We start from the raw sequence: 24,928 nt of genomic DNA on the forward strand, positions 1-24,928 counted from the left end.
TTGAACTATCAGTTGGCAGTCGGTTTCCAGGCACCGCTGTCGAGTGCACGTACCATATTGTTGACGGCTTCACGCATGGCCAGGTCCAGAACCTTGCCGTTGAGTGTCGAGTCATAGCTGGCGGTGCCGCCAAAGCCGATGACTTCACGATTGGAAAGCTCGTACTCGCCCGCGCCCTGAGTCGAATACACCACTTCCGAGGTGCTGATATTGACGATATTCAGCGCAACCTTCGCGTAGGCAATCTGGGATTTGCCGCGGCCCAGCAGACCGAACAACTGCTGATCACCGACTTCCTTGCGACCAAACTCGGTCACGTCGCCCGTCACTACGTAGTCAGCACCTTTCAAGCGCTGGGCCGTGGACTTGATAGTGGCTTCCTGCTTGATCTCTTCCATGTTGTCGCGATCCAGCACACTGAACCGGTTGGTCTGCTGCATATGGGTGATCAGGATGGTCTTGGCCTGACCGCCAAGCCGATCAACGCCGTCGGAAAAGATCCCGCGCATATAGCTTGAGCGGTTATCGAACTTGCCGACCGCAACCGGATAACGTGCACCGGCATAGGCAACACCGGCACTTTCAACCTTTGTCACAGGCAGAGCCCGCGAACTTTCCGTGGCACAACCAGCAACCAGCACTAACGCCGCTGTCGTCATCCCTGAAACCAAAACCTGCTGAAGTTTTTTCACATTCTGCTCCGAGCGTTTAAGAAAACCTGTCCGCAACGTGACGCTCGCAAAAGCGATCACGTTCGGAGAATTATTGAATAGGGACTGGCCAACGCCACAGGACGCCTTTCCTCGGCCGGCATGATAGCCGGAAGCCATCCGCACCTGTATCAGGAAGATACAATTAGATGAAATAGAGGGAGGGAGGTCACACTTTCAGGCAAAACATACGGAATGCACTGGTTACACTACCAGCGCCGTGCTGCCGCCTGATCGCTGTCGCGGCCCTCAACCCACTGCGATCCCTGAGCAGTATTTTCCTTCTTCCAGAACGGCGCACGGGTCTTGAGGTAGTCCATGACGAAATCACAGGCTTCGAATGCCGCCTGCCTGTGAGCGCTGGCAACGCCGACAAAGACAATCGGCTCACCCGGTTCCAGCGCGCCCACTCGATGGATCACGTCGACGTTCAGCAAGGGCCAGCGCTGCCTGGCCTCTTCGACGATCTTCGCCAGTGCTTTCTCGGTCATGCCCGGGTAATGCTCCAGAAACATGCCGGACACCTCGCGACCTTCGTTGAAGTCACGCACGTAACCGACAAAACTGACCACTGCGCCGATGCCCAGGTTGGCAGCGTGCAGCGCGTTGACTTCAGTGCCGGGATCAAAGGCCGCCGCCTGCACGCGAATCGTCATGATCAGCCTCCGGTCACAGGTGGAAAGAACGCGACTTCATCGCCATCAGACAGTGGCTCGGTCGGTTTGCACAGCTCCTGATTACGAGCGCACATAAGGTTTTGCTCGGCCAAAACCTGCCAGGCCTCGCCGCGCTGCACCAGCGCCTGGCGCAGTGCGTCCAGCGTGACGAACTCGCCTTCGACAGACTCGCTGTCCAGGCCCAGTGTTTCGCGATAGCGGGCAAAGTACTGAACCTGAATCTTCATGGCGTCTGCACCGGGTCTGCAATGAAATGACCGCTCTTGCCGCCGAGCTTTTCCAGCAGCCGCACCGACTCGATGACCATGCCGCGATCCACCGCCTTGCACATGTCATAAATGGTCAACGCCGCAATACTGGCGGCAGTCAGCGCCTCCATCTCCACACCGGTCTGCCCGGCCAGCTTGCAGCTCGCGCTGATCCGTACCGCATCATCGCCTTCGGCAGCGAGGTGGACTTTGATGCTGGTCAGCATCAGCGGATGGCACAGCGGGATCAGATCGCTGGTTTTCTTGGCTGCCTGAATACCGGCAATACGCGCAACAGCAAATACGTCGCCCTTGGGATGACCACCGCTGACGATCATTTGTAGCGTGGCGGGTAACATCCGCACCAATGCTTCAGCCACAGCCTCACGGGACGTCACGGCTTTATCGGTGACGTCGACCATATTGGCGCGACCCTGGGAATCGAGATGAGTGAGCACAACGTTACTCCTTGGCAGAAGCAAGGAAGTGTAGAGGGTGTGGCAGTTACACGCTACAAGCGTTGGGCTGCAAGCACTCAGCGTTATATACAAGTCTTGAAAGGCACGGAAATCCGGCTTCTGCCCGGAGGGCACAGGAGCGAACCTGTTCGCGAAGGCTATGTTTCGGGCGACGAATCATTTAGGGATGAACAGCTTTCTTCGCAGACAAGTCCGCTCACACGCCCTTCGGGCAGAATCAAAAGCTGCAAGCGAGGGACTCACTTGCAGCTTGCCGCTTGAAGCTGCTTTTCAGCTAAAGATGACTCTCCGCATACTCGGCTAGTATCGAGCGTGGCACGCCTTGCAGGGTGATGTGCACGCCGTTCGGGAAGTCTTTGAAACGCTCCGTCAGGTAGGTCAGGCCGGAACTGGTGGCTGACAGGTAGGGGGTATCGATCTGCGCCAGGTTGCCCAGACAGACCACTTTTGAACCGGCACCGGCACGGGTGATGATGGTTTTCATCTGGTGTGGAGTCAGGTTCTGGCATTCATCGATCAGGATCAGGCTTTGCTGGAAGCTGCGGCCTCGAATGTAGTTAAGGGATTTGAACTGCAACGGCACTTTGCTGAGGATGTAATCGACGCTGCCATGGGTGTTTTCGTCATCCATGTGCAAGGCTTCGAGGTTATCGGTAATCGCGCCAAGCCAGGGTTCCATCTTTTCCGCCTCGGTGCCAGGCAGAAAGCCGATTTCCTGATCCAGACCCTGAACGCTGCGCGTGGCGATGATGCGGCGATAACGCTTGGTGACCATGGTCTGCTCGATGGCAGCCGCCAGCGCCAGGATGGTTTTACCCGAACCCGCAGCGCCCGACAGGTTGACCAGATGAATATCCGGGTCGAGCAAGGCAAATAGCGCCAGCCCCTGATAGATGTCCCGAGGCTTCAGGCCCCAGGCTTCCTGATGCAGCAAGGGTTCCTGATGCATGTCGAGAATCAGCAACTCATCGTTCTTGACGCCCTTGATCCAGCCGACGAAACCCTGTTCGTCGATGATGAACTCGTTGATATGAACGGCCGGCAGCATTTCGTTGAGCTGCACGCGATGCCAGGTGCGGCCCCGTTCCTGACGGGTATCGACCTTGTTGACGCGGTCCCAGAAGGAGCCGGTCATTTCGTGGTAGCCACGGGACAGCATTGAAACGTCGTCCACCAGCTGGTCGGTGCTGTAATCCTCGGCAGCAATGCCGCAGGCTCGCGCCTTGAGGCGCATGTTGATGTCTTTGGTCACCAGTACGACGCTCAAGTCCTTGTTGCGCGCGTGCAGGTCAATCAACTGATTGATGATGATGTTGTCGTTGAGGTGCTCGGGTAAAAGACTGTTGGGTTCCTCACGCTTGCTCATCAGGATGGACAGAAAACCCTTGAAAACACCGGTGCCACGATCAATGGGCACGCCCTTTTCAACTTCTTCAGGATTGGCTTCTCCGAGGGTCTTGTCGATCAGGCGGATGGCCTGACGGCATTCGGCGGCGACCGAGTGTTTACCGGCCTTGAGCTTGTCCAGTTCCTCCAGAACTGTCATGGGAATGGCGACGTGGTGTTCTTCGAAATTCAACAATGCGTTTGGATCATGAATCAGTACATTGGTATCGAGCACGTAAAGGATTGGCTGGTTAGTGGAAGGGCTGCGTCCGTGATCATCCATACTCGCTCACCTTTGTAGAAGCCAGGCGACGCAGAACCACGACAGTGCTGCGCCACGAAAAGGCCGCCGGATTCTTCCCTTCAGGCAGGGGAGAAATGTCGCTCAAGGTGGGTCTTGGAAGACGCCACCTGTGTTGCAGGTTTCGGCGGTCTGTATTCGTAATACAGCAAAAGGGATGACAGAAAAAAGCGCTTTGATCGTTTTTTAAGGTTTATTTCACAGGCTGACGAATAGGACTTGGCGGACGTACCCGGCACGTTTAAAGTCGGAAGTCCGCCCACGCCGAATCAGCCCTCATTCCCCGTCCGGCGCAGCCTCTTCGCTGCTCTCCAGCCCTTGTTCCATGGGCGTTTCAGAGATATTTCGGCAGTCATCCCAGATCAACTCGCTTTGCGCGGTGTTGGCCAGCAGCAACGGCAGTGCAGACTGCGCCTTGTTGGCCACGTCATGGAACACGACCGTTCCCTTGCGCCAGAGCAGCATGAGCGTCAGCGCCCGGTCACCGACCTGCTCTGCCGTGAGCCGTCCGCTGTCGTCCTGCGCATCGATATTCCACAGCGACACCCGCAAATGCTGGGCGCGGAAGAAGTCGCCGCTGTCGGCACGCCGGTGACCATAGGGCGGGCGAAACAGCGGCACGAAGTTATCCGGCAAAACGTGCTGCACAAGGGTGGCGCTACGTTGCACCGAATCCTGCCAATCCAGCCACTGGCTGTGCGAACGGTACTCCCAGCCCTGAATACCCACACACTGCTGGCGATAGAGTGATTGCAGACTGACGGCCGACGTCGCGTCCAGACGCTCCTGCAGGTTCTTGCCCAGCACGAAGAAGGTGGCGTTCATTTTCTGCTGGCGCATGAAGTCGGCCAGCCAGTCGGTCCCGCCGTCCGCCGGGCTCGGGCCGCTTTCAAAATTGAGCATGAACGTGCGATCAGGCATTTCATCGCCGCTCATCTCGTCGGAGTTGTAACGCTCGATTTCGCTACTGGTCTGCGGGAACAGCGCCGCCATGAACAGTAATTCGTTCAGGTAGCGTTGATGAAAAATGGCTCCGGGCCTGGCCCAGGAGGCATAGAACGAGTCGTTCGCCACCTGGTACTCCTCGGCACGCTGACGCAACTGATCCATGTCTTCGACCAGTACACAGAAGTTGGCATCTTCTTCACAGCTCTTCTGCGCAGCCTGATAGTTCTCCAGCAAACGCAGCCACAGGCGATGACGAACCACATTCAGTGAAGACACGTTGACGAAGCGCAGGCCGAGACGCTGCTTCAGCCCCTCCTCGTCCAGTTTCTCACTGAGGTACAGCTCATGTGCAAAAGAGAGAATTTCGGCGCGTGAAGCAACGTCGAACAACGCAGGCGTCTCCAGACGCTCGGGCCACACACTGCGGTCGATGGTGGCAATAATTGGCGCTGCCGCCTGAGCCTGAAGCCAGAACAGACTCGCACACACTGCTAAAACAATACGCAAACCCGACGCCCTCTTGATCAGCCTTCAACGCGATGACCGGCGCGCCACTATAGCTGAAATAGCCATGGCTTCTTATGTCGGCACGCATACAAAGGCCGGTTTCAGTACGCGGCTCTATATAACGCAGCCTCTATTGCCACCATAGCTGGAGTCAAGCGCCGTCACCCCCTAGAATCCTCCGACGATCAAAGGAGACGACTTCATGCTGATGGTGATTTCCCCCGCGAAAACTCTCGATTTCGAGACACCGCCCACGACCGGCCGCTTTACTCAGCCACAGTATCTGGAGCACTCGCAGGAACTGATCAGTCAGTTGCGAGAGCTGACCCCGGCGCAGATCGGCGAACTGATGCACCTGTCCGACAAGCTCTCCGGGCTGAACGCGGCGCGTTTCGGCAGCTGGGACCCGGCCTTCACACTCGACAACGCCAAACAGGCACTGCTGGCCTTCAAGGGCGACGTATACACCGGCCTGCAGGCCGAAACGCTGAGTGACGCGCAGCTCGACTATGCCCAGAACCACTTGCGGATGCTCTCGGGCCTGTATGGCCTGTTACGCCCACTGGACCTGATGCAGCCTTATCGCCTGGAGATGGGCACTCGACTGGCAAACGCACGCGGCAAGGACCTCTATGCATTCTGGGGCACGCGTATCAGCGAATGGCTGAATGAAGCGCTGGCCGATCAGGGCGACGACCTGCTGCTGAACCTGGCATCCACCGAATATTTCTCGGCAGTCAAGCGCTCGGTGCTCAAGGCGCGGATCATCGACACCGAGTTCAAGGACCTGAAGAACGGTCAGTACAAGATCATCAGCTTCTATGCCAAGAAGGCACGCGGCATGATGAGTCGCTTTGTTATAGAAGAGCGTATCAATACGCCGGAAGCGCTAAGGGCATTCGATGTGCAGGGCTATCGTTATAACAGCGAACAATCAACGCCTGACAAGTTAGTGTTTCTGCGCGACTCCCCGGACCACTAACAGCGTCAAAATTGTGTAACAGCCTGCTGTTACACATCCAAACGCCTCGTCTCAAAGCCAGTAACGACAACATAGTGACGCCAGAGAAACGTCAAAATAAAACCTTCATGTTCCCCGCGCCTTTCCCCTCAAAAAATATTCAATTTTTTTAAGCAGTGGCCTTTTGGTTACTAGATACAGTAGCACTTTCATACTAATCCTTGCGCAGGCCCCGCCCACTAAGGCTTTCATGATAGCCCCCCCGATTCCGTATTGTCCTTTGTCACAGCCTTGACACATCAAAAATGGTAAATCAGGACGAGCGGCCCGGAACTAATTACGATCTGAGGTGCTCCTACATCCCGTAACAATTCAGGCTCAAGCTGTAAGAGATCACTTACAGGTTGTCTGGGCGCACGGGAAGTACCGACAAGGAAGCTCGATCAATATGATCCGATGTCAGGTATCAGAAACACGATCACATCACTAGTTGATGTTGGTAGACGGACGAAACGCCGACAGGTGCGATGCGCAGGATTCGATAAGGATAGCCACGGCTCTAAACCGCGGCTTTCCAACCGAGGTCCGCCATCGATCGTCAGACAGGAGTGGTTTACTACATCCAAGGAGAGCAGGGCCCTGCCCGCTGGCCAGGTCACTTGCCGCTTGCACTTAGTGTCATTTGAGTTCGCCTCGTTTATTTAGGCACTCACTCATTAAATATGCCTGTGTTAGTTAGACGGCTCTATTAGCTGCCTCTACTGACGCGTGACATCTGCTGGCCAAAATTAATATCCAGCCAATCTATGGCGTGAAAAATCGAGGAGAATACGATGCGTATCAGCATATTTGGTTTGGGTTATGTAGGTGCCGTCTGTGCCGGTTGCCTTTCTGCACGTGGTCACGACGTAGTGGGTGTGGATATTTCCAGCACCAAGATTGACCTGATCAATAACGGCAAGTCGCCTATCGTTGAACCGGGCCTGGAAGAACTGCTGCAAAAAGGTCTTGCCACCGGCAAACTGCGCGGCACTACTGACTTCGCTGAAGCCATTCGCGCCACTGACCTGTCGATGATCTGCGTCGGCACGCCGAGCAAGAAAAACGGCGATCTGGAACTGGATTACATCGAATCCGTGTGCCGTGAAATCGGTTATGTCCTGCGCGACAAAGCCACTCGCCACACCATCGTTGTTCGCAGTACTGTTCTACCCGGCACTGTCGCCAACGTGGTTATCCCGATTCTGGAAGACTGCTCCGGCAAGAAAGCCGGTGTTGATTTCGGCGTTGCGGTAAACCCTGAATTCCTGCGTGAAAGCACCGCGATCAAAGACTACGACCTGCCACCGATGACGGTGATCGGCGAGTTCGACAAAGCATCGGGTGACGTTCTGCAATCGCTGTACGAAGAACTCGACGCACCGATCATCCGCAAGGACATCGCCGTTGCGGAAATGATCAAGTACACCTGCAACGTGTGGCACGCCACCAAAGTGACCTTCGCCAACGAAATCGGCAACATCGCCAAAGCAGTCGGCGTCGATGGTCGTGAAGTGATGGACGTTGTCTGCCAGGACAAGGCACTGAACCTGTCCCAATACTACATGCGCCCAGGCTTCGCCTTCGGCGGCTCCTGCCTGCCGAAAGACGTTCGCGCCCTGACCTACCGCGCCAGCAGCCTGGACGTTGAAGCTCCCCTGCTCAACTCGCTGATGCGCAGTAACACGTCGCAAGTTCAGAACGCGTTCGACATGGTCGCCAGCTACGACACCCGCAAGGTTGCACTGCTGGGTCTGAGCTTCAAGGCCGGCACTGACGATCTGCGCGAAAGCCCGCTGGTAGAGCTGGCCGAAATGCTGATCGGTAAAGGCTTCGAACTGAGCATCTTCGACAGCAACGTTGAATATGCCCGCGTTCACGGTGCCAACAAGGACTACATCGAATCGAAGATTCCGCACGTTTCGTCGCTGCTGAACTCCGACTTCGACCAAGTCATCGACAACTCCGACGTGATCATTCTGGGTAACCGCGACGAGCGTTTCCGCGCCCTCGCCAACAAGACCCCGGAAGGCAAGCGCGTCATCGACCTGGTGGGTTTCATGGCGAATGCCACCACCGAAGACGGTCGTGCCGAAGGTATCTGCTGGTAAATCAGCCGCAAGCCACAAGCGCCAAGCTCCAGGCCACAAGCTCAAGCCAACTGCTTGCAGCCTGGGGCTTGAGGCTTGCAACTGACTTAGGGATACGATTATGCAGAGGCTCAAGCACGGCCTGCTTCAGGCCGCCGGTTGGCTGTTCTATCTGAGTTTATTGATGGGCATTGCTACTGCATTGCCTACAAGTATCTTCGACTCGCAGTCGAAGAACTTTATTTTCCTGATTGGTGCCGTCGGTATCTGGCGCTACTCAATGGGAATCACGCACTTCGTGCGCGGGATGATTTTCCTGTACATCGTTTACCCGCACTTGCGCCGCAAGGTTCGCAAGCTGGGCAGCGCTGCAGATCCGTCCCATGTGTTTCTGATGGTCACCAGCTTCCGTATCGACGCACTGACCACAGCGCAGGTCTACAACTCGGTCATCCGAGAGGCGATTGATTGCGGCCTGCCGACCACCATCGTCTGCTCGCTGGTGGAAATGTCAGATGAGCTGCTGGTCAAGAGCATGTGGGCGAAGTTCAACCCGCCAGAACGCGTCAAGCTCGACTTCGTGCGTATTCCGGGTACCGGCAAGCGCGATGGCCTGGCCTATGGCTTCCGCGCCATCTCGCGTCACTTGCCCGACAGCCGCGCAGTGGTTGCGGTCATCGACGGTGACACGGTGCTCAACGAAGGTGTGGTCGCCAAGACCGTGCCGTGGTTCCAGCTGTTCGACAACGTTGGCGGTCTGACCACCAACGAGTTCTGCGAAGTGCGTGGCGGCTACATCATGAGCGAGTGGCACAAGCTGCGTTTCGCCCAGCGTCACATCAACATGTGTTCCATGGCGCTGTCCAAGCGCGTGTTGACCATGACCGGTCGAATGTCAGTGTTCCGCGCCACCGTGGTCACCGATCCCGAGTTCATCGCCGACGTGGAAAGCGATTCGCTCAACCACTGGCGCCTGGGCACGTTCAGGTTTCTGACCGGCGACGACAAGTCCAGCTGGTTCAGCCTGATGCGCCTGGGTTACGACACGTTCTACGTGCCGGACGCGGCGATCAACACCGTGGAGCATCCGCCCGAGAAGAGCTTCCTGAAAGCCAGCCGCAAACTGATGTATCGCTGGTACGGCAACAACCTGCGTCAGAACTCACGCGCACTGGGCCTGGGCGTTCGTCGTCTGGGGATTTTCACCAGCATCGTGTTGTTCGACCAGCGAGTGTCGATGTGGACCTCCATCCTCGGCCTGACCGTCGCCCTCATCGCCAGCTTCAAGTATGGCGGCGCGTTTCTGCTGATGTACTTGCTGTGGATCGGCATGACTCGCCTGATCCTCACCCTGCTGCTGTCCCTCTCGGGACACAGGATCGGGCCTGCCTACCCGATCATTCTCTATTACAACCAGATCGTCGGCGCCCTGATGAAGATTTACGTCTTCTTCCGCCTGGACCGCCAGTCCTGGACACGCCAGGACACCAAACTCAGCCGCGACATGGCCAGCTTTCAAGGCTGGTTCAACACGTGGTCGTCGCGAACCATGACTTTCTCGGCTGGCACCATCTTCGTCGCCGTGCTGTTGACGATGGTTTGACCGGACCAACGGATTAATTGCTTAAGTAGGAAAAATAGCCATGAATACAGCCGTGAATGCGAACGTCGTACATGAATCCGAAGCCCAGCGCCAACACGCCCGGATCAAGATCCCTGCCAAACTGCGCCTGCTGAATGATCAGCCAAACGCGCCACTGGTACGTGTCGAAGACCTGTCGGCCGGCGGTCTGAGCTTTGTTGCTCCGTCAGGACAGAAATTCAGCGAAGGTCAAATCGTCAAAGGACGCCTGCAGTTCATCATCGACAACCTCGGCCTGGCCATGGACGTCGATCTGCAGGTCCGTTCGATCGACAACGCCAGCAACCGTATCGGCTGCCAGTTCCAGAACCTGGAACCTCAGGACATTGCGACCCTGCGTCACTTGATCACCTCGCACCTGTCCGGCGAAGTCGTGACCCTGGGCGAAGTACTGGCTACGCTGCAGCGCGATAACTTCACCAAAGCACGCAAGGTCAAAGGCAAGGACAGCGGCATGTCGGCCCTGGGTCGTCTGCGCGCAGTGACCTTCAGCCTCGGCATCTTCATTGTCGGCCTGGCGGCTTTCGGTTTCATCTTCAAGACCGTCTACGGTCTGTACTTCGTCAGCCACGCATCGGCGGGTCTGGTGTCGATTCCGAGCATGGACGTCACCATGCCACGCGAAGGCACCGTGCAGAGCCTGGTCGGCCCGAACGGCGAAGCCACCAAAGGCGCGCCACTGGCAACCTTCAACACCAGCATGCTGGAAATGCTCAAAGGCAGCCTGACCGGTGAAGACCTGCAGCCTGCCAAGATCGAAGAACTGTATGGCAAGCAAATGAGCGGCACGCTCACCAGCCCGTGCGACTGCGTTGTCGGTCGTCAGTTGGTTGCCGACGGTCAGTTCGCGTCCAAGGGTCAGGTGATCTTCCAACTGGTACCGCGCAATGCACCGGCTACTGTTGAAGCGCGCTTCACCTATCGCCAGTTCAACGACGTCAAGCCAGGCACGCGTGTCAGCTTCCAGATCGCAGGCGAAGACCAGTTGCGCACCGGCAAGATCATTAGCAGCACCAACCTGAGCAATACCGATCTGTCCACCGACATCCGCGTGCAGATCCAGCCTGACGAAACCCTGAGCAGCTCGCTGGCAGGTCGCCCTGTTGAAGTAGTCAGCGATCGCGGTCCGTCCATGAACTGGCTGCTCGACAAAGCCATGGCTGCGGGTCTGTAACCATGAGCAGCCCACTACGACGCCTGTCGACCCCCACGCTATTGAGCCTCGCTGTCGCGCTCGGCCTGAGCGGCTGTGCCGGCCTGCCTGATCAACGCCTTGCCAATGAAGCCCTGAAAAATGGTGACACTGCGCTGGCGGAGCAAAACTATCGGCAGCTGGCGGACCTGGGCTACAGCGATGCACAGGTCGGCCTCGCCGACATTCAGGTGAGCACCCGCGACCCGGCCCTGCTCAAGCAGGCCGAGGCCACTTATCGTGCCGCGGCAGAGACTTCGCCTCGTGCGCAGTCTCGCCTGGGTCGCCTGCTGGCGGCCAAGCCCGACGCTACCGAAGCCGAACACCGCGAAGCCGAAGGCCTGCTGAAAAAAGCCTTCGCCAACGGTGAATCCGGCACGCTGATCCCGCTGGCCATGCTGTATCTGCAATACCCGCACACCTTCCCGGAAGTGAATGCGCAGCAGAAGATCAGCGAGTGGCGCGCAGCAGGTTATCCGGAGGCCGGTCTGGCTCAGGTGCTGCTATACCGCACTCAAGGCACCTACGCGCAGCATCTGGATGAAGTCGAAAGCATCTGCAAACAGGCGCTGTCGGCAACTGACATTTGCTACGTCGAACTGGCCACGGTCTACCAGACGCGCGGCCAGGCCGAGCAACAGGCGGCACTGATCGAGAAGCTCAAGAGCGAACATGCTGCCGGGCGCGTCAATGCTCAGCGAGTCGACAGCGTAGCGCGCGTACTGGGCGACTCCACCATTGGTACGCCGGACGAAAAAACCGCTCAGCAATTGCTGGAAAGCGTTGCGCCGGGCTACCCGATTTCCTGGGTCACGCTGGCCAAACTGCTTTACGACTTCCCCGAACTGGGCGACGTCAACAAGATGATGGAATACCTGAACAATGGCCGCGCAGCTGACCAGCCACGCGCCGAGCTGCTGCTGGGCCGCCTGTATTACGAAGGCAAATGGGTCACGCCCGACGCCTTCAAGGCCGAGGAACACCTGAAGAAAGCCACGGCAACGGAAATCTCTGCCCATTACTACCTTGGTCAGATCTACCGTCGCGGTTATCTGGGTCAGGTCTATCCACAGAAAGCTGTGGACGAGCTGCTGACCGCCGCCCGTGGTGGCCAGAACAGCGCCGATTTCGCCCTCGCGCAGTTGTTCTCGCAGGGCAAGGGCACCAAGCCTGATCCGGTCAATGCCTGGGTATTCGCCCAATTGGCGTTGACCAGTCAGACCCCGCAAGCCACCGAGCTTGCCGAGGCCCTCAACACCCAACTGCCGCCTGAAAAGCTTGCCACCGCCAAAGACCTGTTGGCACGCGAGCAAAAAGTCCGGGGCGCTACCGCCACTCAGAACGTGATGGCAACGCAGGCCCTGCAAGAAGAAAAAGACGGTGAGGAAGCACTATGAAGTTGAATCCCCTGATGGCCGCCGGCATGGGCCTTGGCTTCACCCTGTTGTGGGCCTGCCCGACGCTGGCAGCGCTGACCGAACAACAGAATTTCGGCATCGAAATCAAAGCCACGGCACAGGCCGAGGATGATCGCGATCTGGGCACCCGTTCGGGCGGCGACGTCAACGGTGTGGGCCTGGACCTGCGTCCCTGGGTTTACGGCGAGCGTGGTGACTGGAGCGCCTACGCCATGGGCCAGGTGGTCACCGCCACCGACATCATTCAGACCGACCCGCTGGAGCAGAGCAACGCTGACGGCAGCGGCACCCAGACCTCACGCGGTACTGCCAGCGAGCGTGAAACCGACAAAACCTACGCCGGGCTGCGTGAATTCTGGATCGGCTACAGCGGCTTCACGCCCTACCCCGGCGAGATCCTGAAAGTCGGTCGCCAGCGCCTGCGCAATGACGACGGCCAATGGCACGATACCAACATCGAAGCCATCAACTGGTCCTTCGACACTACGCTGCTGCGTGCTGAACTGGGTGCTGCCCAGCGTTTCAGCGAATACCGTACCGACTTGACCGAATTGGCACCTGACGACGAAGACCGCAAGCACCTGTTCGGCTCGGTCAGCTATCAGTGGACACCGGGCCATTGGGCAGGCATTCGTGCGCATCACAGTGCTGACGATGGCAAGCTCAAGTCGCAAGGCCAGGTGCTCGACGATCTGGACAAGACTTCCAACGGCGATCTGACCTGGGTGGGCTTGCAGGCCGACAGCGATGCTTACAACTATCGCAGCAACGCCAATCAACTCAACTACTGGGGCAGCCTGACCTGGCTGAACGGCACGCGCGACGAAATCGGCGTGACTTCTGCCCCCAACGACCAGTTTATCGCCGGTGAAAAGAACAGCCGTGACATGAACGGCTGGGCCACCGACCTGGGCCTGCGCCTGCGTCTTGATCCGCAGTGGCAAGTCGGTGCGGCCTACTCGCGCGCCAGCAGGGATTACGTCCAGAACGGCCTCGAAAGTAACCGTTCCAACTGGACCGGCACGCGTTCGCGCATCCACCGTTTCGGCGAAGCCTTCCAGGGCGAAATGGCCAACGTGGAAACCGGCTCGCTGTTCGCCTCCTGGCAGATGAACGAGGAATACGACGCATCGCTGATCTACCACAAGTTCCGTCGTGTAGACGGCAACACCGGTATCGGCGGCTCGGGCATCAACGCGGTCAATGACAACCGCGACGGTACGTTCAGCTCGCTGCCACTGGAAGACGGCAGCAAGGACCTGGGTCAGGAAATGGACTTGGTCGTGACCAAGTACTTCAAGCAAGGCCTGCTTCCCGCTTCGCTCAGCCAGTCGTTTGATGAACCGTCGGCACTGGTGCGCTTGCGCGCAGGTGTCTTCAAGCCTGGCGACGCTTACCAGAGCAACGTGGACAGCTACATGCACCGCGCTGTTGTCGACGTCATCTGGCGCTTCTGATGCAAAACGCCATAGGAGTGCGAGAGATGAACAGTCAAGCTAGCAACCGGCGCAGTCGCAACTGGTCACATGCCCTGCTCGAAAGCGCAGTGCTGACCGGCGCCCTGCTGATGGCCAGCAGTGCTGCGCTGGCCAATGCGCCTGTCGTCCCCGAGACCCCGAAACTGGTCAAGGGCCTGCAGCAGGCCAAGACTTACACCATCACCAGCCCGCCCACCGCGCCGCTGGAAATAGCCAAGCCGGTACTGCCCGACCTCAAGGGCTACACCGCCGAGGCCGCCCTGAAAAAGATTGTGCGCAACAAGCCGGGCAAGGTCACCGTTTCGCGAATGATGGAAGAAACCGGCCTCAAGGAATTCATCGGCGGCGATAACAAGATGGCCGAGTGGGTCAACCGTCAGCGGGGCATCCCTCAGGCCATCATGATTTCCGACGGCTACGTGAGCCTGCAGGATCTGGCGAAAAAGGTTCCGAAGCAGTTTCTCGATGAGGTGTCGCCGGGTGTCTACGTAGCGCGCCTGCCGATCCTGGTCAAAGAGACCGGGATCTTCGAGATCGACAGCAAAACCAAGGAATTGCGCCTGTCTCAGGAGAAGGGCTCATTCATCGTCAGCGAAGGCAAGATGCTGATCACCCACACTCAGGTCAACGCCTGGAGCGAGGCTCGCAACGGCTTTGCGACTTATCGCAAGCCCGACGAGTTTCGTCCGTTTCTGCTGACCTGGGGCGGCTCGGAAACCTGGATCGCCAACAGCAAAATGGCAAGCATGGGCTACAACCAGAGCAAGTCGTACGGCATCAGTATTTCCCAGTACACGCCGAACACCGCGAAGGTTCTCAAGCGTCCCGAGCCCACCGGTTGGATCATCGATTCTGAATTCTCGGACATGTGGTACGGCTTCTACTGCTATGAAACCCGTGACTTCGTGGTCAAGGGCAACACTTACCGCGACAACATCGTTTACGGCATTGACCCGCATGACCGTTCACACGGTCTGATCATCGCCGAGAACGACGTGTACGGAACCAAGAAGAAGCACGGGATCATTATTTCCCGGGAAGTGGACAACAGCTTCATCTTCCGCAACAAGAGCCACAACAACAAATTGTCCGGCGTGGTTCTGGACCGTAACAGCGTCGGCAACATCGTCGCTTACAACGAGATTTATCAGAACCACACCGACGGCATCACCCTGTACGAAAGCGGCAACAACCTGCTGTGGGGCAATCGCGTCATTGCCAACCGCCGCCACGGTATCCGCGTGCGTAACAGTGTGAACATCAAGCTCTACGAAAACGTCGCCACCGCCAACGGTTTGATGGGCGTCTACGGCCACATCAAGGACCTGAGCGAAACCGACCGCGACATCGATCTCGACCCGTTCGACGCTCAGGTATCGCTGATCGTGGTGGGTGGCGAACTGGCCGGCAACGGCTCTGGACCCCTGTCCATCGACTCACCATTGAGCGTCGAGCTGTATCGCGTCTCGATGCTCATGCCGACCAAAGAAGTGGGCATAAGCCTCAACGGTGTCCTCGGTGATCGCCAGGACGAAATCCTCGACCTGTTGGTACGCCAGAAGAAAGCCGTATTGATCGACCCGGTCGAAAGCCAGACCGAGCTGCAGGAATGAGGAAGGGTATTGCTATGCACGCACATTTGATCAAGCTGTTGAGTCTGTCCAGCCTCACCGCCGCGTTGATGGCCGCCGCCGGTGTAGCTCGCGCAGACGACTCGCCAGCACCAACCTTCAAGGCCGAGCCATGCTGCAGCCTGTGCCCGGCCGCGCATGATGCAAAGAACTATGTTTCGCGTTATCAGCAGAACTTCACCACGCTGATCCAGGCGCAGGGTGACTGGCTGGTCCGTACTCAGGAAGACCTGCGCACCGAGTTCGATACCACGCCCGCAGGCTACCGTCGCCTGAAAGAACTGCACGATGCGTTCAAAAGCAAAGGCGTCGAGCTGGTGGTCGTCTATCAGCCGACCCGTGGCCTGGTGGATCGCAACAAACTGTTCCCGGCTGATCGCGAGAAGTTCGACTACGACAAGGCACTGAAAAACTATCAGGCCATGCTCGGGCGCTTCAGCAAACTCGGTTATTGGGTCCCTGACCTGTCGCCGTTGACCAATGAGCAACAGGCGCATGACTTCTACTTCCGCGGTGACCAGCACTGGACACCGTATGGCGCTCAACGCACCGCGAAGATCGTCGCCGAAACCGTGAAAAAGATCCCGTCCTATTCCGGTATTCCGAAGCGTGAGTTCGAAAGCCACATTAGCGGACGCATGGGCAAGAACGGCACCTTGCACAACATGGCAGGCCAATTGTGCGCCACCAGCTATGCCGTGCAGTACATGGACCAGTTCAGTACCGAACCCAAGGGTGAGGCGGGCGACGGTGATCTGTTCGGTGACTCCGGAAACCCGGAAATCACCCTGGTCGGCACCAGCCACAGTGGCAAAAACTACAACTTCGGCGGCTTCCTTCAGGAAGACCTCAGCGCCGACGTGCTGAACGTAGCGTTCCCTGGCGGCGGTCTGGAAGGTGCGATGTTGCAGTACCTGGGCAGCGAAGACTTCCAGAAGCGTCCACCGAAGATTCTCATCTGGGAATTCTCGCCGCTGTATCGCCTGGACCAGGAAACCATCTATCGCCAGATGATGTCTCTGCTGGACAACGGCTGCGAAGGCAAGCCGGCGGTCATGAGCGCCAGCACGACCCTCAAGCCGGGCACCAACGAAGTACTGGTCAACGGCAAGAACGGTATCAAGGACATCCGCAACGGCAGCAATCAGATTGATATCAAATTTGACGACACGTCGGTGAAAACCCTTCAGGCCAGACTCTGGTACATGAACGGTCGCCACGAGGATCTGAAAATCGAGAAACCTGAAACCTCCGATACAGATGGACGTTTTTCGTTCGAATTGCGCGAAGACGAGGACTGGGCCAACCAGCAATTGCTGGCACTGGAAATCCAGGGACCGGAAGCAGGCACGGCTCCACAGAAAGTCGAAGCCAAAGTATGCAAACGCAACGTGTTCCCGGGCGTCGCGAAACACAACGCTCAAGCCGGACTATGAGGTGAATAATGCAGACTCCTAAACTGATCCGCCCTACCCTGCTGTCGATGGCAATCCTGTCATCGATGGCCTGGGCTGCAGGCGCGTCCGCCGCGCTGGTTCCACCCAAGGGTTACGACGCTCCCATCGAGAAGATGAAGACTGGCGATCACAACTTTACCTGTGAAGCCATTCCCAAGCCGTACACCGACAAGCTGGTTTTCCGCAGTAAATACGAAGGTTCGGACAAGGCCCGTGCAACCCTCAATGCGGTATCCGAAGAAGCGTTTCGCGACGCGACCAAGGACATCACCGACCTTGAGCGTGGCGTCAGCAAAATCGTGATGCAGTACATGCGCGACGGTCGTCCGGAACAGCTCGACTGCGCGCTGAACATGATGACCACTTGGGCCAAAGCCGATGCGCTGGAGTCCCGCGAGTTCAACCACACCGGCAAGTCCATGCGCAAATGGGCACTGGGCAGCATGTCGTCCGCCTACCTGCGCCTGAAATTCTCCGAATCGCGTCCGCTGGCCAATCGTCAGCAGGACGCACAGATCATTGAAGCCTGGTTCAGCAAGCTGGCCGATCAGGTGGTCAGCGACTGGAGCAATCTGCCGCTGGAAAAAATCAACAACCACTCTTACTGGGCTGCCTGGTCGGTGATGGCAACTGCCGTCGTAACCAACCGCCAGGACCTGTTCGATTGGGCCGTCAAGGAATTCAAGGTCGCCGCCAATCAGGTGGACAAGGACGGTTTCCTGCCCAACGAGATGAAGCGTCGCCAACGTGCGCTGTCGTATCACAACTACGCCCTGCCGCCGCTGGCCATGATCGCCAGCTTTGCCCAGGCCAACGGTGTGGATCTGCGTCAGGAAAACAACGGTGCCTTGAAACGTCTGGGTGACCGTGTTCTGGCCGGCGTCAAAGACCCTGCATCGTTTGCAGAACATAACGGTGAAAAACAGGACATGACGGACCTGAAGAAAGATCCGAAATTCGCCTGGCTCGAACCGTACTGCTCGCTCTACAACTGCGGCCCGGATGTGCTGGAAGAGAAACACGAAAAGCAGCCATTCAAGACCTTCCGCCTGGGCGGCGACCTGACCAAGGTCTACGACCCGAGCCATGAAAAAGGCGGCAAAGGCGACAAGGGCGATAACGTCAGTGAGTGATGCGCCGTTGTAGGAGCGGACTTGTCCGCGAAGACGCAGGTCCAGGCGATGCATCCATAAAACAGGATCTCGCCTGACCCGCTTCGCGAACACGCTGTGAAGTGATTTACCCCCTTTTTCAATGGGGGGTTTGGGGGGGCTTTGAGCCCTTGAATGTTGGACCAACGGAGAGATAAGGATGGTTTTCTCATCCAACGTGTTCCTGTTCCTGTTCATGCCGATATTCCTCGGCTTGTACTACCTGAGCGGGCAACGCTATCGCAATCTGCTGCTGCTGATTGCCAGCTATATCTTCTACGCCTGGTGGCGTGTCGACTTCCTGGCCTTGTTCATCGGCGTGACGGTCTGGAACTACTGGATCGGCCTCAGGGTCGGCGCGGCCGGTGTACGGACCAAACCGGCGCAGAAATGGTTGCTGCTTGGCGTGATCGTGGACCTGTGCATCCTGGGCTACTTCAAGTACGCCAACTTTGGCGTGGACAGCATCAACGCCGCCATGACCTCCATGGGTCTGGAACCGTTCATCCTGACGCATGTGCTGTTGCCGATCGGTATCTCGTTCTATGTCTTCGAGTCCATCAGCTACATCATCGACGTGTATCGCGGCGACACGCCAGCTACCCGCAACCTGATCGACTTTGCAGCCTTTGTTGCGATCTTCCCGCACCTGATTGCAGGCCCGGTACTGCGCTTCCGCGATCTGGCGGACCAGTTCAACAACCGCACACACACACTGGACAAGTTCTCTGAAGGCGCCACGCGATTCATGCAGGGCTTCATCAAGAAAGTGTTCATTGCCGACACCCTGGCAGTGGTCGCCGATCATTGCTTCGCGCTGCAGAATCCGACCACGGGCGATGCCTGGCTCGGCGCGCTGGCCTACACCGCGCAGCTGTACTTCGATTTTTCCGGTTACAGCGACATGGCCATCGGCCTGGGCTTGATGATGGGTTTCCGCTTCATGGAAAACTTCAAACAGCCGTACATCAGCCAGTCGATCACCGAGTTCTGGCGTCGCTGGCACATAAGCCTGTCCACCTGGCTGCGTGATTACCTGTACATCACTCTGGGCGGCAACCGTGGCGGCAAGTTCGCGACCTATCGCAACCTGTTCCTGACCATGCTGCTGGGCGGCCTGTGGCACGGTGCCAACGTCACCTACATCATCTGGGGTGCCTGGCACGGCATGTGGCTGGCGATCGAAAAAGCGGTCGGCATCAATACCAAACCTTACAGCTTCAATGTGATTCGCTGGGCACTGACGTTCCTGCTGGTAGTCATAGGCTGGGTCATCTTCCGTTCCGAGAACCTGCACGTTGCCGGTCGTATGTACGGTGCCATGTTCAGCTTCGGCGAATGGCAATTGTCCGAACTCAACCGCGCCAGCCTGACCGGTCTGCAAGTCGCAACGCTGGTGGTGGCTTATCTGACGCTGGCGTTCTTCGGTCTGCGTGACTTCTACCAGAACCGTGAAAAAGACACTGGCAAGAGCGCCAAGGCTGACGGTCCTGCAACGGCTCAACCGGGGACCATCAAGGCGGTTCCTGGCGACGCGCCCGGCAGCCTGCACATGCCTGGCTACACCGTGGGCAGCGAAGCCCAGGTGCAACCGGCCTATTGGGAAGCCGACTGGCCACGCTACGCCATGCGCGCACTGATTCTGCTGTTGTTCGTGGCTTCGATTCTCAAACTCTCGGCGCAAAGCTTCTCGCCGTTCCTTTACTTCCAGTTCTGAGGGGCCTGACATGACACGTTCATTACGAATCCTCTATATAGCCATCTTTCTGGGCATTCTGGTGGCCCTCGGGATCTGGTCGCTGCGCAGTTTCAGCACCTTCTCGACGTCGGCAGAAACCACTGTGCTCAACGGCAAGTGGACCAAGGCAGCGGAAACTCATTACGACGACGAGTTCCCGATCAAACGTCTGGGCACCAACCTCTGGGCGGCGCTGGATTTCAAACTCTTCAACGAAGGCCGTCCCGGCGTGGTACTGGGCAAGGACCAGTGGTTGTACACCGACGAAGAGTTCGATGCCGTCGCCAATGGCGAACAGAACGAAGCCGACAACCTGGCACTGATTCAGGGTGTTCGCGACGCACTGGAAAAACAGGGCAGCAAGCTGGTTCTGGCCATCGTTCCAGCAAAAACCCGTCTGTACCCTGAACATGTCGGTGACACCAAGCCAGCCAGCCTGCACGTCGATCTGTATCAGCAGTTCCACGAGCAGGTAGCCAAGGCCGGTATCTTCGCCCCGGACCTGCTGGCGCCGCTGCAAGCCGCCAAGCAACAGGGCCAGGTGTTCCTGCGTACCGACACGCACTGGACCCCGATGGGTGCCGAAGTCGCCGCGCAGCAACTGAGCGCAGCGATTGCCCAGAAGACCCCGCTGCAAGGCGAACCTGAGCAGTTCGTCACACAAGCCAAGGGAACTGAACCGTACAAAGGTGACCTGACTACATTCCTGCCACTCGATCCGCTGTTCAGCAACTTGCTGCCCAAGCCGGACGATTTGCAAAAACGCAGCACTGATCCGGTAGAAGGCGCAGCCGCAGGCGATGACGCCCTGTTCGCCGACAGCGAAATCCCGGTGGGTCTGGTGGGCACCAGCTACAGCGCCAACCCTAACTGGAACTTCGTCGGCGCCTTGAAACAGGCACTGCGCAGTGACGTCGTCAATTACGCCGAAGACGGCCATGGCCCGATTCTGCCGATGCTCAAGTACTTGCAGACCGACGCGTTCAAGAACAATCCGCCGCAAGTGGTGATCTGGGAATTCCCGGAGCGTTATCTGCCGGCACACAACGACCTTGGCGAGTTTGATCCCAAGTGGATCGCCGAGCTGAAGAAATCGCGTGACACCCAAGAAAACGTGGCGCTCAACGCCAAACAATCCGAGTCGCCCAACCGGGCGCAAAACTGAGAGGACTGACTCATGACTTTTACCACTACTGCTAACCGTTCGGCCGCAAAACGCCTTTTCAAAACCTGCGCAATGGCCGCCGGTCTGGGCCTGATGTCCCTGCAAGCGTTCGCCGGTGACTCCGCCCTGTACGGCCCGGCTGCCCCGAAAGGCTCGACGTTCGTGCGTGTCTACAACGCCAGCAGCGCAGAAATCAGCGCCAGCGTCGGCAACACCAACCTCAACGAAGTGGCGCCACTGGGCAGCACCGCGTTCAGCTTCATGCCACAGGGCGACTACACCGCCAAGCTGGGCAGCCAGAGCCTGCCGGTGAAACTGGCCGGTGATCACTATTACACCCTGGTCAACAACGCCAGCGGCAAGCCACAACTGGTTGAAGAACCACCGTTCAAAAACAAGCAGAAATCCCTGGTTCGCGTTCAGAACCTGAGCGACAAGTCCCTGACTCTGAAAACCGCTGACGGCAAGACCGATGTGGTCAAGGCTGTAGCGGCCAAAGGCACCGGCGAGCGTGAAATCAACCCGGTCAAGGTCAGCCTGGCGCTGTACGACGGCGACAAGAAAGTCACCGATGTGAAACCCGTGGCGCTGGAGCGTGGCGAAGCCGCCGTGCTCTACATCACCGGCAGTGGCAGCAGCCTCTCGCCAGTGTGGGTCAAGCCACCGGTCGCAACCCGCTAATACGGATTATGTCGGCCGGTTCAGGGCATCAGCGTTGAACCGGCCCACGCGGAACAAGAACAAGACTGAAACGACAGACACCTCGTACGGCCCTAATTGAATGCTTTTGGAGAAACAAAATGATTCCAGTTATCTTGTCAGGCGGTAGTGGTTCACGACTCTGGCCGCTTTCGCGTAAACAATTCCCTAAACAGTTCCTGGCACTGACCGGCGAGCACACGCTGTTCCAGCAAACCCTGGAGCGTCTGCTGTTCGAAGGCATGCAGGAGCCTATCGTGGTCTGCAACAAGGACCACCGTTTCATCGTCAACGAGCAACTCGCTGCACTGAACCTGGAAACCCAGGCCATTCTGATGGAACCGTTTGGTCGCAACACCGCGCCAGCCGTTGCCCTGACCGCCATGAAGCTGGTCAACGAAGGCAACGATGGCCTGATGCTGGTGCTGCCTGCCGACCACGTCATCGAAGATCAGAAAGCCCTGCAACGCGCGCTGGCTCTGGCCACTGTCGCTGCAGAACGTGGCGAAATGGTGCTGTTCGGTGTGCCTGCCAACAAGCCGGAAACCGGCTATGGCTACATCAAGTCAACCGCCGACGCCCTGCTGCCGGAAGGCGTGAGCCGCGTGTCGCAATTCGTCGAGAAGCCTGACGAAAAACGCGCCAAGGAATTCGTCGAAGCCGGTGGCTACTACTGGAACAGCGGCATGTTCCTGTTCCGCGCCAGCCGCTTCCTGGAAGAACTGAAAAAGCACGATCCGGACATCTACGACACCTGCCTGCTGACCCTCGAGCGCAGCGTTCAGGACGGCGACGCCCTTGAAATCGACGCCTCCACATTCGCCTGCTGCCCGGACAACTCCATCGACTACGCGGTCATGGAAAAAACCCAGCGCGCCTGCGTTGTGCCGCTGTCGGCTGGCTGGAGCGATGTCGGCTGCTGGTCGTCGCTGTGGGAAGTCAACGCTAAAGATGCCAACGGCAATGTCACCAAAGGCGATGTCGTCATTCAGGACAGCCGCAACTGCATGATCCACGGCAACGGCAAACTGGTGTCGGTCATCGGTCTGGACAACATCGTCGTTGTCGAAACCAAAGACGCCATGATGATCGCCCACAAAGACAAGGTTCAGGGCGTCAAGCAGATGGTCGCCACCCTGAACGAGCGTGGCCGCAGCGAAACGCAGAACCACCTCGAAGTGTACCGTCCGTGGGGTTCTTACGATTCGGTCGACATGGGCGGCCGCTTCCAGGTCAAGCGCATCTCGGTCAAACCGGGCGCCTGCCTGTCGCTGCAAATGCACCACCACCGTGCCGAGCACTGGATCGTGGTATCCGGGACTGCGCAGGTGACCTGCGACGAAAACGTGTTCCTGCTCACCGAGAACCAGTCCACCTACATCCCGATCGCCTCGGTGCATCGCCTGAAAAACCCGGGCAAGATCCCGTTGGAAATCATCGAAGTGCAATCGGGTAGCTACCTGGGCGAAGACGATATCGAGCGTTTCGAAGATATCTACGGTCGTTCGAATGCGCTGGAAGCTGGCGTGAAGACGCAGACTATCGCTCGTTGATAGGGTTTTAGCTGCAAGCTGCAAGTGAAGCAGCCCTCAGCAACCCTTTGCGTATTTTTATACGCAGAGGGTTGCTGGGGGCTTTTCATTTGCGCGACTTATTCCTTCCCGGTTCTGTAGGATGTCCAGCACTGCCCCCGGCTGGAGACCCGCTGCATGTTTATCGGCATTTTGTTAATTCTGACCTGGCTGATCCTGTTGCTGCGCTATCCGGCCAAGGCCTTGCCGGTGTCGCTCGCAGCGGCTGCGGGGCTGGGGATCGTGGCGGCGATTGTGATCTGGCAGGACAGTCGGGAAACGCGCCAGCTGGAACGTCTGGACATCCAGCTTGGTTACGACCCGCAAGGCTGCCCGGCAGACCGGCCGCTGCGCGTTTCGATCACCAACGACAATCAGGCGGCGCTGCTGGAGCTGCACTGGCGAATCGCGGCCTACGCGCCGGGTGATACCGTGAATCTGGTGGACAACACCTACACCTCCGCACGCTATCGCGGCCCCGGCCAGCTTCAGGCAAAGGCGGCGTGGCAGGATTGTGTGCCATTACCTGCGCTGCGTAACGGTTATCGCCCGCAAACCCTGGAGTTTCGCGCAGAACATCTGCAAGGCAGTTTCTCGGACTGACCACAAGGATCGTCAATATGCCTATTGCTCTTATAACCGGCTGCTCCAGCGGAATAGGCCGTGCCCTGGCCGATGCATTCAAGGCCGCTGGGTATGAAGTCTGGGCTACCGCTCGCAAGGCGGAAGATGTCGCGGCACTCGGCGCTGCCGGTTTTATTGCCGTGCGACTGGACGTCAACGATGGCGTGGCCCTGGCGCAACTGGCTGTCAGGCTGGAACACAGCGGCCTGGATGTGTTGATCAACAACGCAGGTTACGGCGCAATGGGCCCGCTGCTGGACGGTGGCGTGGAGGCGTTGCAGCGGCAGTTTGAAACCAACGTCTTCTCGATTGTCGGTGTGACTCGGGCCCTGTTTCCGGCACTGCGGCGCAACAAAGGGCTGGTGGTGAACATTGGTAGCGTGTCGGGCGTTTTGGTCACCCCGTTCGCGGGCGCTTATTGCGCGTCCAAGGCAGCTGTTCATGCCCTGAGTGATGCCCTGCGTCTGGAGCTGGCACCGTTTGGCGTGCAGGTGATGGAAGTGCAACCGGGCGCAATTGCATCCAGCTTCGCGAAAAACGCCAGCCACGAAGCCGAACAGTCAATCAGCGAACAGTCGCCCTGGTGGCCGATCCGCGAAGGTATCCGTGCGCGGGCCAGAGCCTCGCTGGACAACCCGACACCCGCCACCGCTCTGGCCCGAGAACTGCTCAAGGCCGTGCAACAGGCCAAGCCACCACGCCTGCTGCGCATAGGCAACGGCTCGCGCATCCTGCCGCTGCTGGCGTGGCTGTTGCCCAAGGGATTGCTGGATAAAGGCTTGAGAAAGCGCTTTGGTCTGGATACTGATTTGTAGT

At 58.1% G+C, this 24,928-nt stretch carries 21 protein-coding genes; 15 read left to right on the plus strand and 6 right to left on the minus strand.

The window, feature by feature from the left end:
• Positions 1–8: 8 nt before the first annotated feature.
• The 6 genes from N018_RS19880 to N018_RS19905 form a co-directional block, all read right to left on the minus strand.
• A complete protein-coding gene (locus N018_RS19880) occupies positions 9–659 on the minus strand; it encodes a CsgG/HfaB family protein (protein WP_195757200.1) in 651 nt (216 codons plus the stop codon).
• 260 nt (positions 660–919) lie between these two features.
• Positions 920–1,366, minus strand: a complete 447-nt coding sequence (gene moaE, locus N018_RS19885; RefSeq protein WP_024645643.1) for a molybdopterin synthase catalytic subunit MoaE — start codon at positions 1,364–1,366, stop codon at positions 920–922.
• Between the two features lie 2 nt (positions 1,367–1,368).
• Entirely contained in the window at positions 1,369–1,614 is a 246-nt protein-coding gene (gene moaD, locus N018_RS19890; protein ID WP_024645644.1) for a molybdopterin converting factor subunit 1, read from the minus strand.
• A complete protein-coding gene (gene moaC, locus N018_RS19895) occupies positions 1,611–2,093 on the minus strand; it encodes a cyclic pyranopterin monophosphate synthase MoaC (protein ID WP_024645645.1) in 483 nt (160 codons plus the stop codon). Before moaC ends, moaD begins: the two co-directional genes overlap by 4 nt.
• Positions 2,094–2,388: 295 nt before the next feature.
• On the minus strand, positions 2,389–3,783 hold the full coding sequence (locus tag N018_RS19900) for a PhoH family protein (protein WP_024645646.1): 1,395 nt from the start codon (positions 3,781–3,783) through the stop codon (positions 2,389–2,391).
• Positions 3,784–4,077: 294 nt separating this feature from the next.
• Positions 4,078–5,256 carry a polysaccharide deacetylase family protein gene (locus N018_RS19905; RefSeq protein ID WP_038401476.1) on the minus strand — a complete coding sequence of 393 codons (1,179 nt, stop codon included), beginning with the start codon at positions 5,254–5,256 and terminating at the stop codon, positions 4,078–4,080.
• Positions 5,257–5,458: 202 nt separating this feature from the next.
• On the opposite strand from N018_RS19905, the gene yaaA reads away from it, so the two are divergent.
• The 15 genes from yaaA to N018_RS19980 all read left to right on the plus strand — a co-directional run bounded on the left by yaaA (position 5,459) and on the right by N018_RS19980 (position 24,927).
• A complete protein-coding gene (gene yaaA, locus N018_RS19910) occupies positions 5,459–6,238 on the plus strand; it encodes a peroxide stress protein YaaA (protein WP_025390556.1) in 780 nt (259 codons plus the stop codon).
• Positions 6,239–7,050: 812 nt separating this feature from the next.
• Positions 7,051–8,367 carry a nucleotide sugar dehydrogenase gene (locus tag N018_RS19915; protein ID WP_024645649.1) on the plus strand — a complete coding sequence of 439 codons (1,317 nt, stop codon included), beginning with the start codon at positions 7,051–7,053 and terminating at the stop codon, positions 8,365–8,367.
• A 100-nt stretch (positions 8,368–8,467) separates the two neighbouring features.
• The gene (alg8, locus tag N018_RS19920; RefSeq protein ID WP_024645650.1) at positions 8,468–9,949 is read left to right on the plus strand and encodes a mannuronan synthase; all 1,482 of its coding nucleotides are present in this window, start codon (positions 8,468–8,470) and stop codon (positions 9,947–9,949) included.
• Between the two features lie 40 nt (positions 9,950–9,989).
• Entirely contained in the window at positions 9,990–11,162 is a 1,173-nt protein-coding gene (locus N018_RS19925; protein ID WP_024645651.1) for an alginate biosynthesis protein Alg44, read from the plus strand.
• 2 nt (positions 11,163–11,164) lie between these two features.
• Positions 11,165–12,577: an alginate biosynthesis TPR repeat lipoprotein AlgK gene (algK, locus tag N018_RS19930; RefSeq protein WP_024645652.1), complete on the plus strand. Its 1,413-nt coding sequence runs from the start codon at positions 11,165–11,167 to the stop codon at positions 12,575–12,577.
• Positions 12,574–14,055 (plus strand): alginate export family protein, encoded by a 1,482-nt coding sequence (locus tag N018_RS19935; protein WP_025390557.1) that lies wholly within the window; start codon positions 12,574–12,576, stop codon positions 14,053–14,055. Before algK ends, N018_RS19935 begins: the two co-directional genes overlap by 4 nt.
• 26 nt (positions 14,056–14,081) lie before the next feature.
• A complete protein-coding gene (gene algG, locus N018_RS19940; RefSeq protein WP_024645654.1) occupies positions 14,082–15,689 on the plus strand; it encodes a mannuronan 5-epimerase AlgG in 1,608 nt (535 codons plus the stop codon).
• A gap of 14 nt (positions 15,690–15,703) precedes the next feature.
• Complete coding sequence (locus N018_RS19945) at positions 15,704–17,143, plus strand: alginate O-acetyltransferase AlgX-related protein (protein WP_025390558.1); 1,440 nt, start codon at positions 15,704–15,706, stop codon at positions 17,141–17,143.
• Positions 17,144–17,151: 8 nt separating this feature from the next.
• Entirely contained in the window at positions 17,152–18,297 is a 1,146-nt protein-coding gene (locus tag N018_RS19950) for a mannuronate-specific alginate lyase (protein ID WP_025390559.1), read from the plus strand.
• A gap of 178 nt (positions 18,298–18,475) precedes the next feature.
• Positions 18,476–20,032: an MBOAT family O-acyltransferase gene (locus N018_RS19955; RefSeq protein WP_024645657.1), complete on the plus strand. Its 1,557-nt coding sequence runs from the start codon at positions 18,476–18,478 to the stop codon at positions 20,030–20,032.
• Positions 20,033–20,042: 10 nt separating this feature from the next.
• Positions 20,043–21,218, plus strand: coding sequence for an alginate O-acetyltransferase (locus N018_RS19960; protein ID WP_025390560.1), 1,176 nt, complete (start codon positions 20,043–20,045; stop codon positions 21,216–21,218).
• Between the two features lie 12 nt (positions 21,219–21,230).
• Positions 21,231–21,899, plus strand: coding sequence for an alginate O-acetyltransferase AlgF (locus tag N018_RS19965; protein WP_025390561.1), 669 nt, complete (start codon positions 21,231–21,233; stop codon positions 21,897–21,899).
• Positions 21,900–22,018: 119 nt separating this feature from the next.
• Entirely contained in the window at positions 22,019–23,470 is a 1,452-nt protein-coding gene (locus N018_RS19970) for a mannose-1-phosphate guanylyltransferase/mannose-6-phosphate isomerase (RefSeq protein ID WP_024645660.1), read from the plus strand.
• 156 nt (positions 23,471–23,626) lie between these two features.
• Positions 23,627–24,091: a hypothetical protein gene (locus tag N018_RS19975; protein WP_024673745.1), complete on the plus strand. Its 465-nt coding sequence runs from the start codon at positions 23,627–23,629 to the stop codon at positions 24,089–24,091.
• 17 nt (positions 24,092–24,108) lie between these two features.
• A complete protein-coding gene (locus N018_RS19980; RefSeq protein ID WP_024645662.1) occupies positions 24,109–24,927 on the plus strand; it encodes an SDR family oxidoreductase in 819 nt (272 codons plus the stop codon).
• The last annotated feature ends 1 nt before the right edge of the window (position 24,928 follow it).

Origin of the sequence: Pseudomonas syringae CC1557 (assembly GCF_000452705.1) — a bacterium.
Taxonomy (GTDB): Bacteria; Pseudomonadota; Gammaproteobacteria; order Pseudomonadales; family Pseudomonadaceae; genus Aquipseudomonas; species Aquipseudomonas syringae_F.

What these genes read in the sequence shown, in the direction of transcription:
- N018_RS19880 (WP_195757200.1), bottom strand. Translation starts at nt 659, where the DNA reads ATGACGACAGCGGCGTTAGTGCTGGTTGCTGGTTGTGCCACGGAAAGT.
- moaE (WP_024645643.1), bottom strand. Translation starts at nt 1,366, where the DNA reads ATGACGATTCGCGTGCAGGCGGCGGCCTTTGATCCCGGCACTGAAGTC.
- moaD (WP_024645644.1), bottom strand. Translation starts at nt 1,614, where the DNA reads ATGAAGATTCAGGTTCAGTACTTTGCCCGCTATCGCGAAACACTGGGC.
- N018_RS19900 (WP_024645646.1), bottom strand. Translation starts at nt 3,783, where the DNA reads ATGGATGATCACGGACGCAGCCCTTCCACTAACCAGCCAATCCTTTAC.
- yaaA (WP_025390556.1), top strand. Translation starts at nt 5,459, where the DNA reads ATGCTGATGGTGATTTCCCCCGCGAAAACTCTCGATTTCGAGACACCG.
- N018_RS19915 (WP_024645649.1), top strand. Translation starts at nt 7,051, where the DNA reads ATGCGTATCAGCATATTTGGTTTGGGTTATGTAGGTGCCGTCTGTGCC.
- alg8 (WP_024645650.1), top strand. Translation starts at nt 8,468, where the DNA reads ATGCAGAGGCTCAAGCACGGCCTGCTTCAGGCCGCCGGTTGGCTGTTC.
- N018_RS19925 (WP_024645651.1), top strand. Translation starts at nt 9,990, where the DNA reads ATGAATACAGCCGTGAATGCGAACGTCGTACATGAATCCGAAGCCCAG.
- algK (WP_024645652.1), top strand. Translation starts at nt 11,165, where the DNA reads ATGAGCAGCCCACTACGACGCCTGTCGACCCCCACGCTATTGAGCCTC.
- N018_RS19935 (WP_025390557.1), top strand. Translation starts at nt 12,574, where the DNA reads ATGAAGTTGAATCCCCTGATGGCCGCCGGCATGGGCCTTGGCTTCACC.
- algG (WP_024645654.1), top strand. Translation starts at nt 14,082, where the DNA reads ATGAACAGTCAAGCTAGCAACCGGCGCAGTCGCAACTGGTCACATGCC.
- N018_RS19945 (WP_025390558.1), top strand. Translation starts at nt 15,704, where the DNA reads ATGCACGCACATTTGATCAAGCTGTTGAGTCTGTCCAGCCTCACCGCC.
- N018_RS19950 (WP_025390559.1), top strand. Translation starts at nt 17,152, where the DNA reads ATGCAGACTCCTAAACTGATCCGCCCTACCCTGCTGTCGATGGCAATC.
- N018_RS19955 (WP_024645657.1), top strand. Translation starts at nt 18,476, where the DNA reads ATGGTTTTCTCATCCAACGTGTTCCTGTTCCTGTTCATGCCGATATTC.
- N018_RS19960 (WP_025390560.1), top strand. Translation starts at nt 20,043, where the DNA reads ATGACACGTTCATTACGAATCCTCTATATAGCCATCTTTCTGGGCATT.
- N018_RS19965 (WP_025390561.1), top strand. Translation starts at nt 21,231, where the DNA reads ATGACTTTTACCACTACTGCTAACCGTTCGGCCGCAAAACGCCTTTTC.
- N018_RS19970 (WP_024645660.1), top strand. Translation starts at nt 22,019, where the DNA reads ATGATTCCAGTTATCTTGTCAGGCGGTAGTGGTTCACGACTCTGGCCG.
- N018_RS19975 (WP_024673745.1), top strand. Translation starts at nt 23,627, where the DNA reads ATGTTTATCGGCATTTTGTTAATTCTGACCTGGCTGATCCTGTTGCTG.
- N018_RS19980 (WP_024645662.1), top strand. Translation starts at nt 24,109, where the DNA reads ATGCCTATTGCTCTTATAACCGGCTGCTCCAGCGGAATAGGCCGTGCC.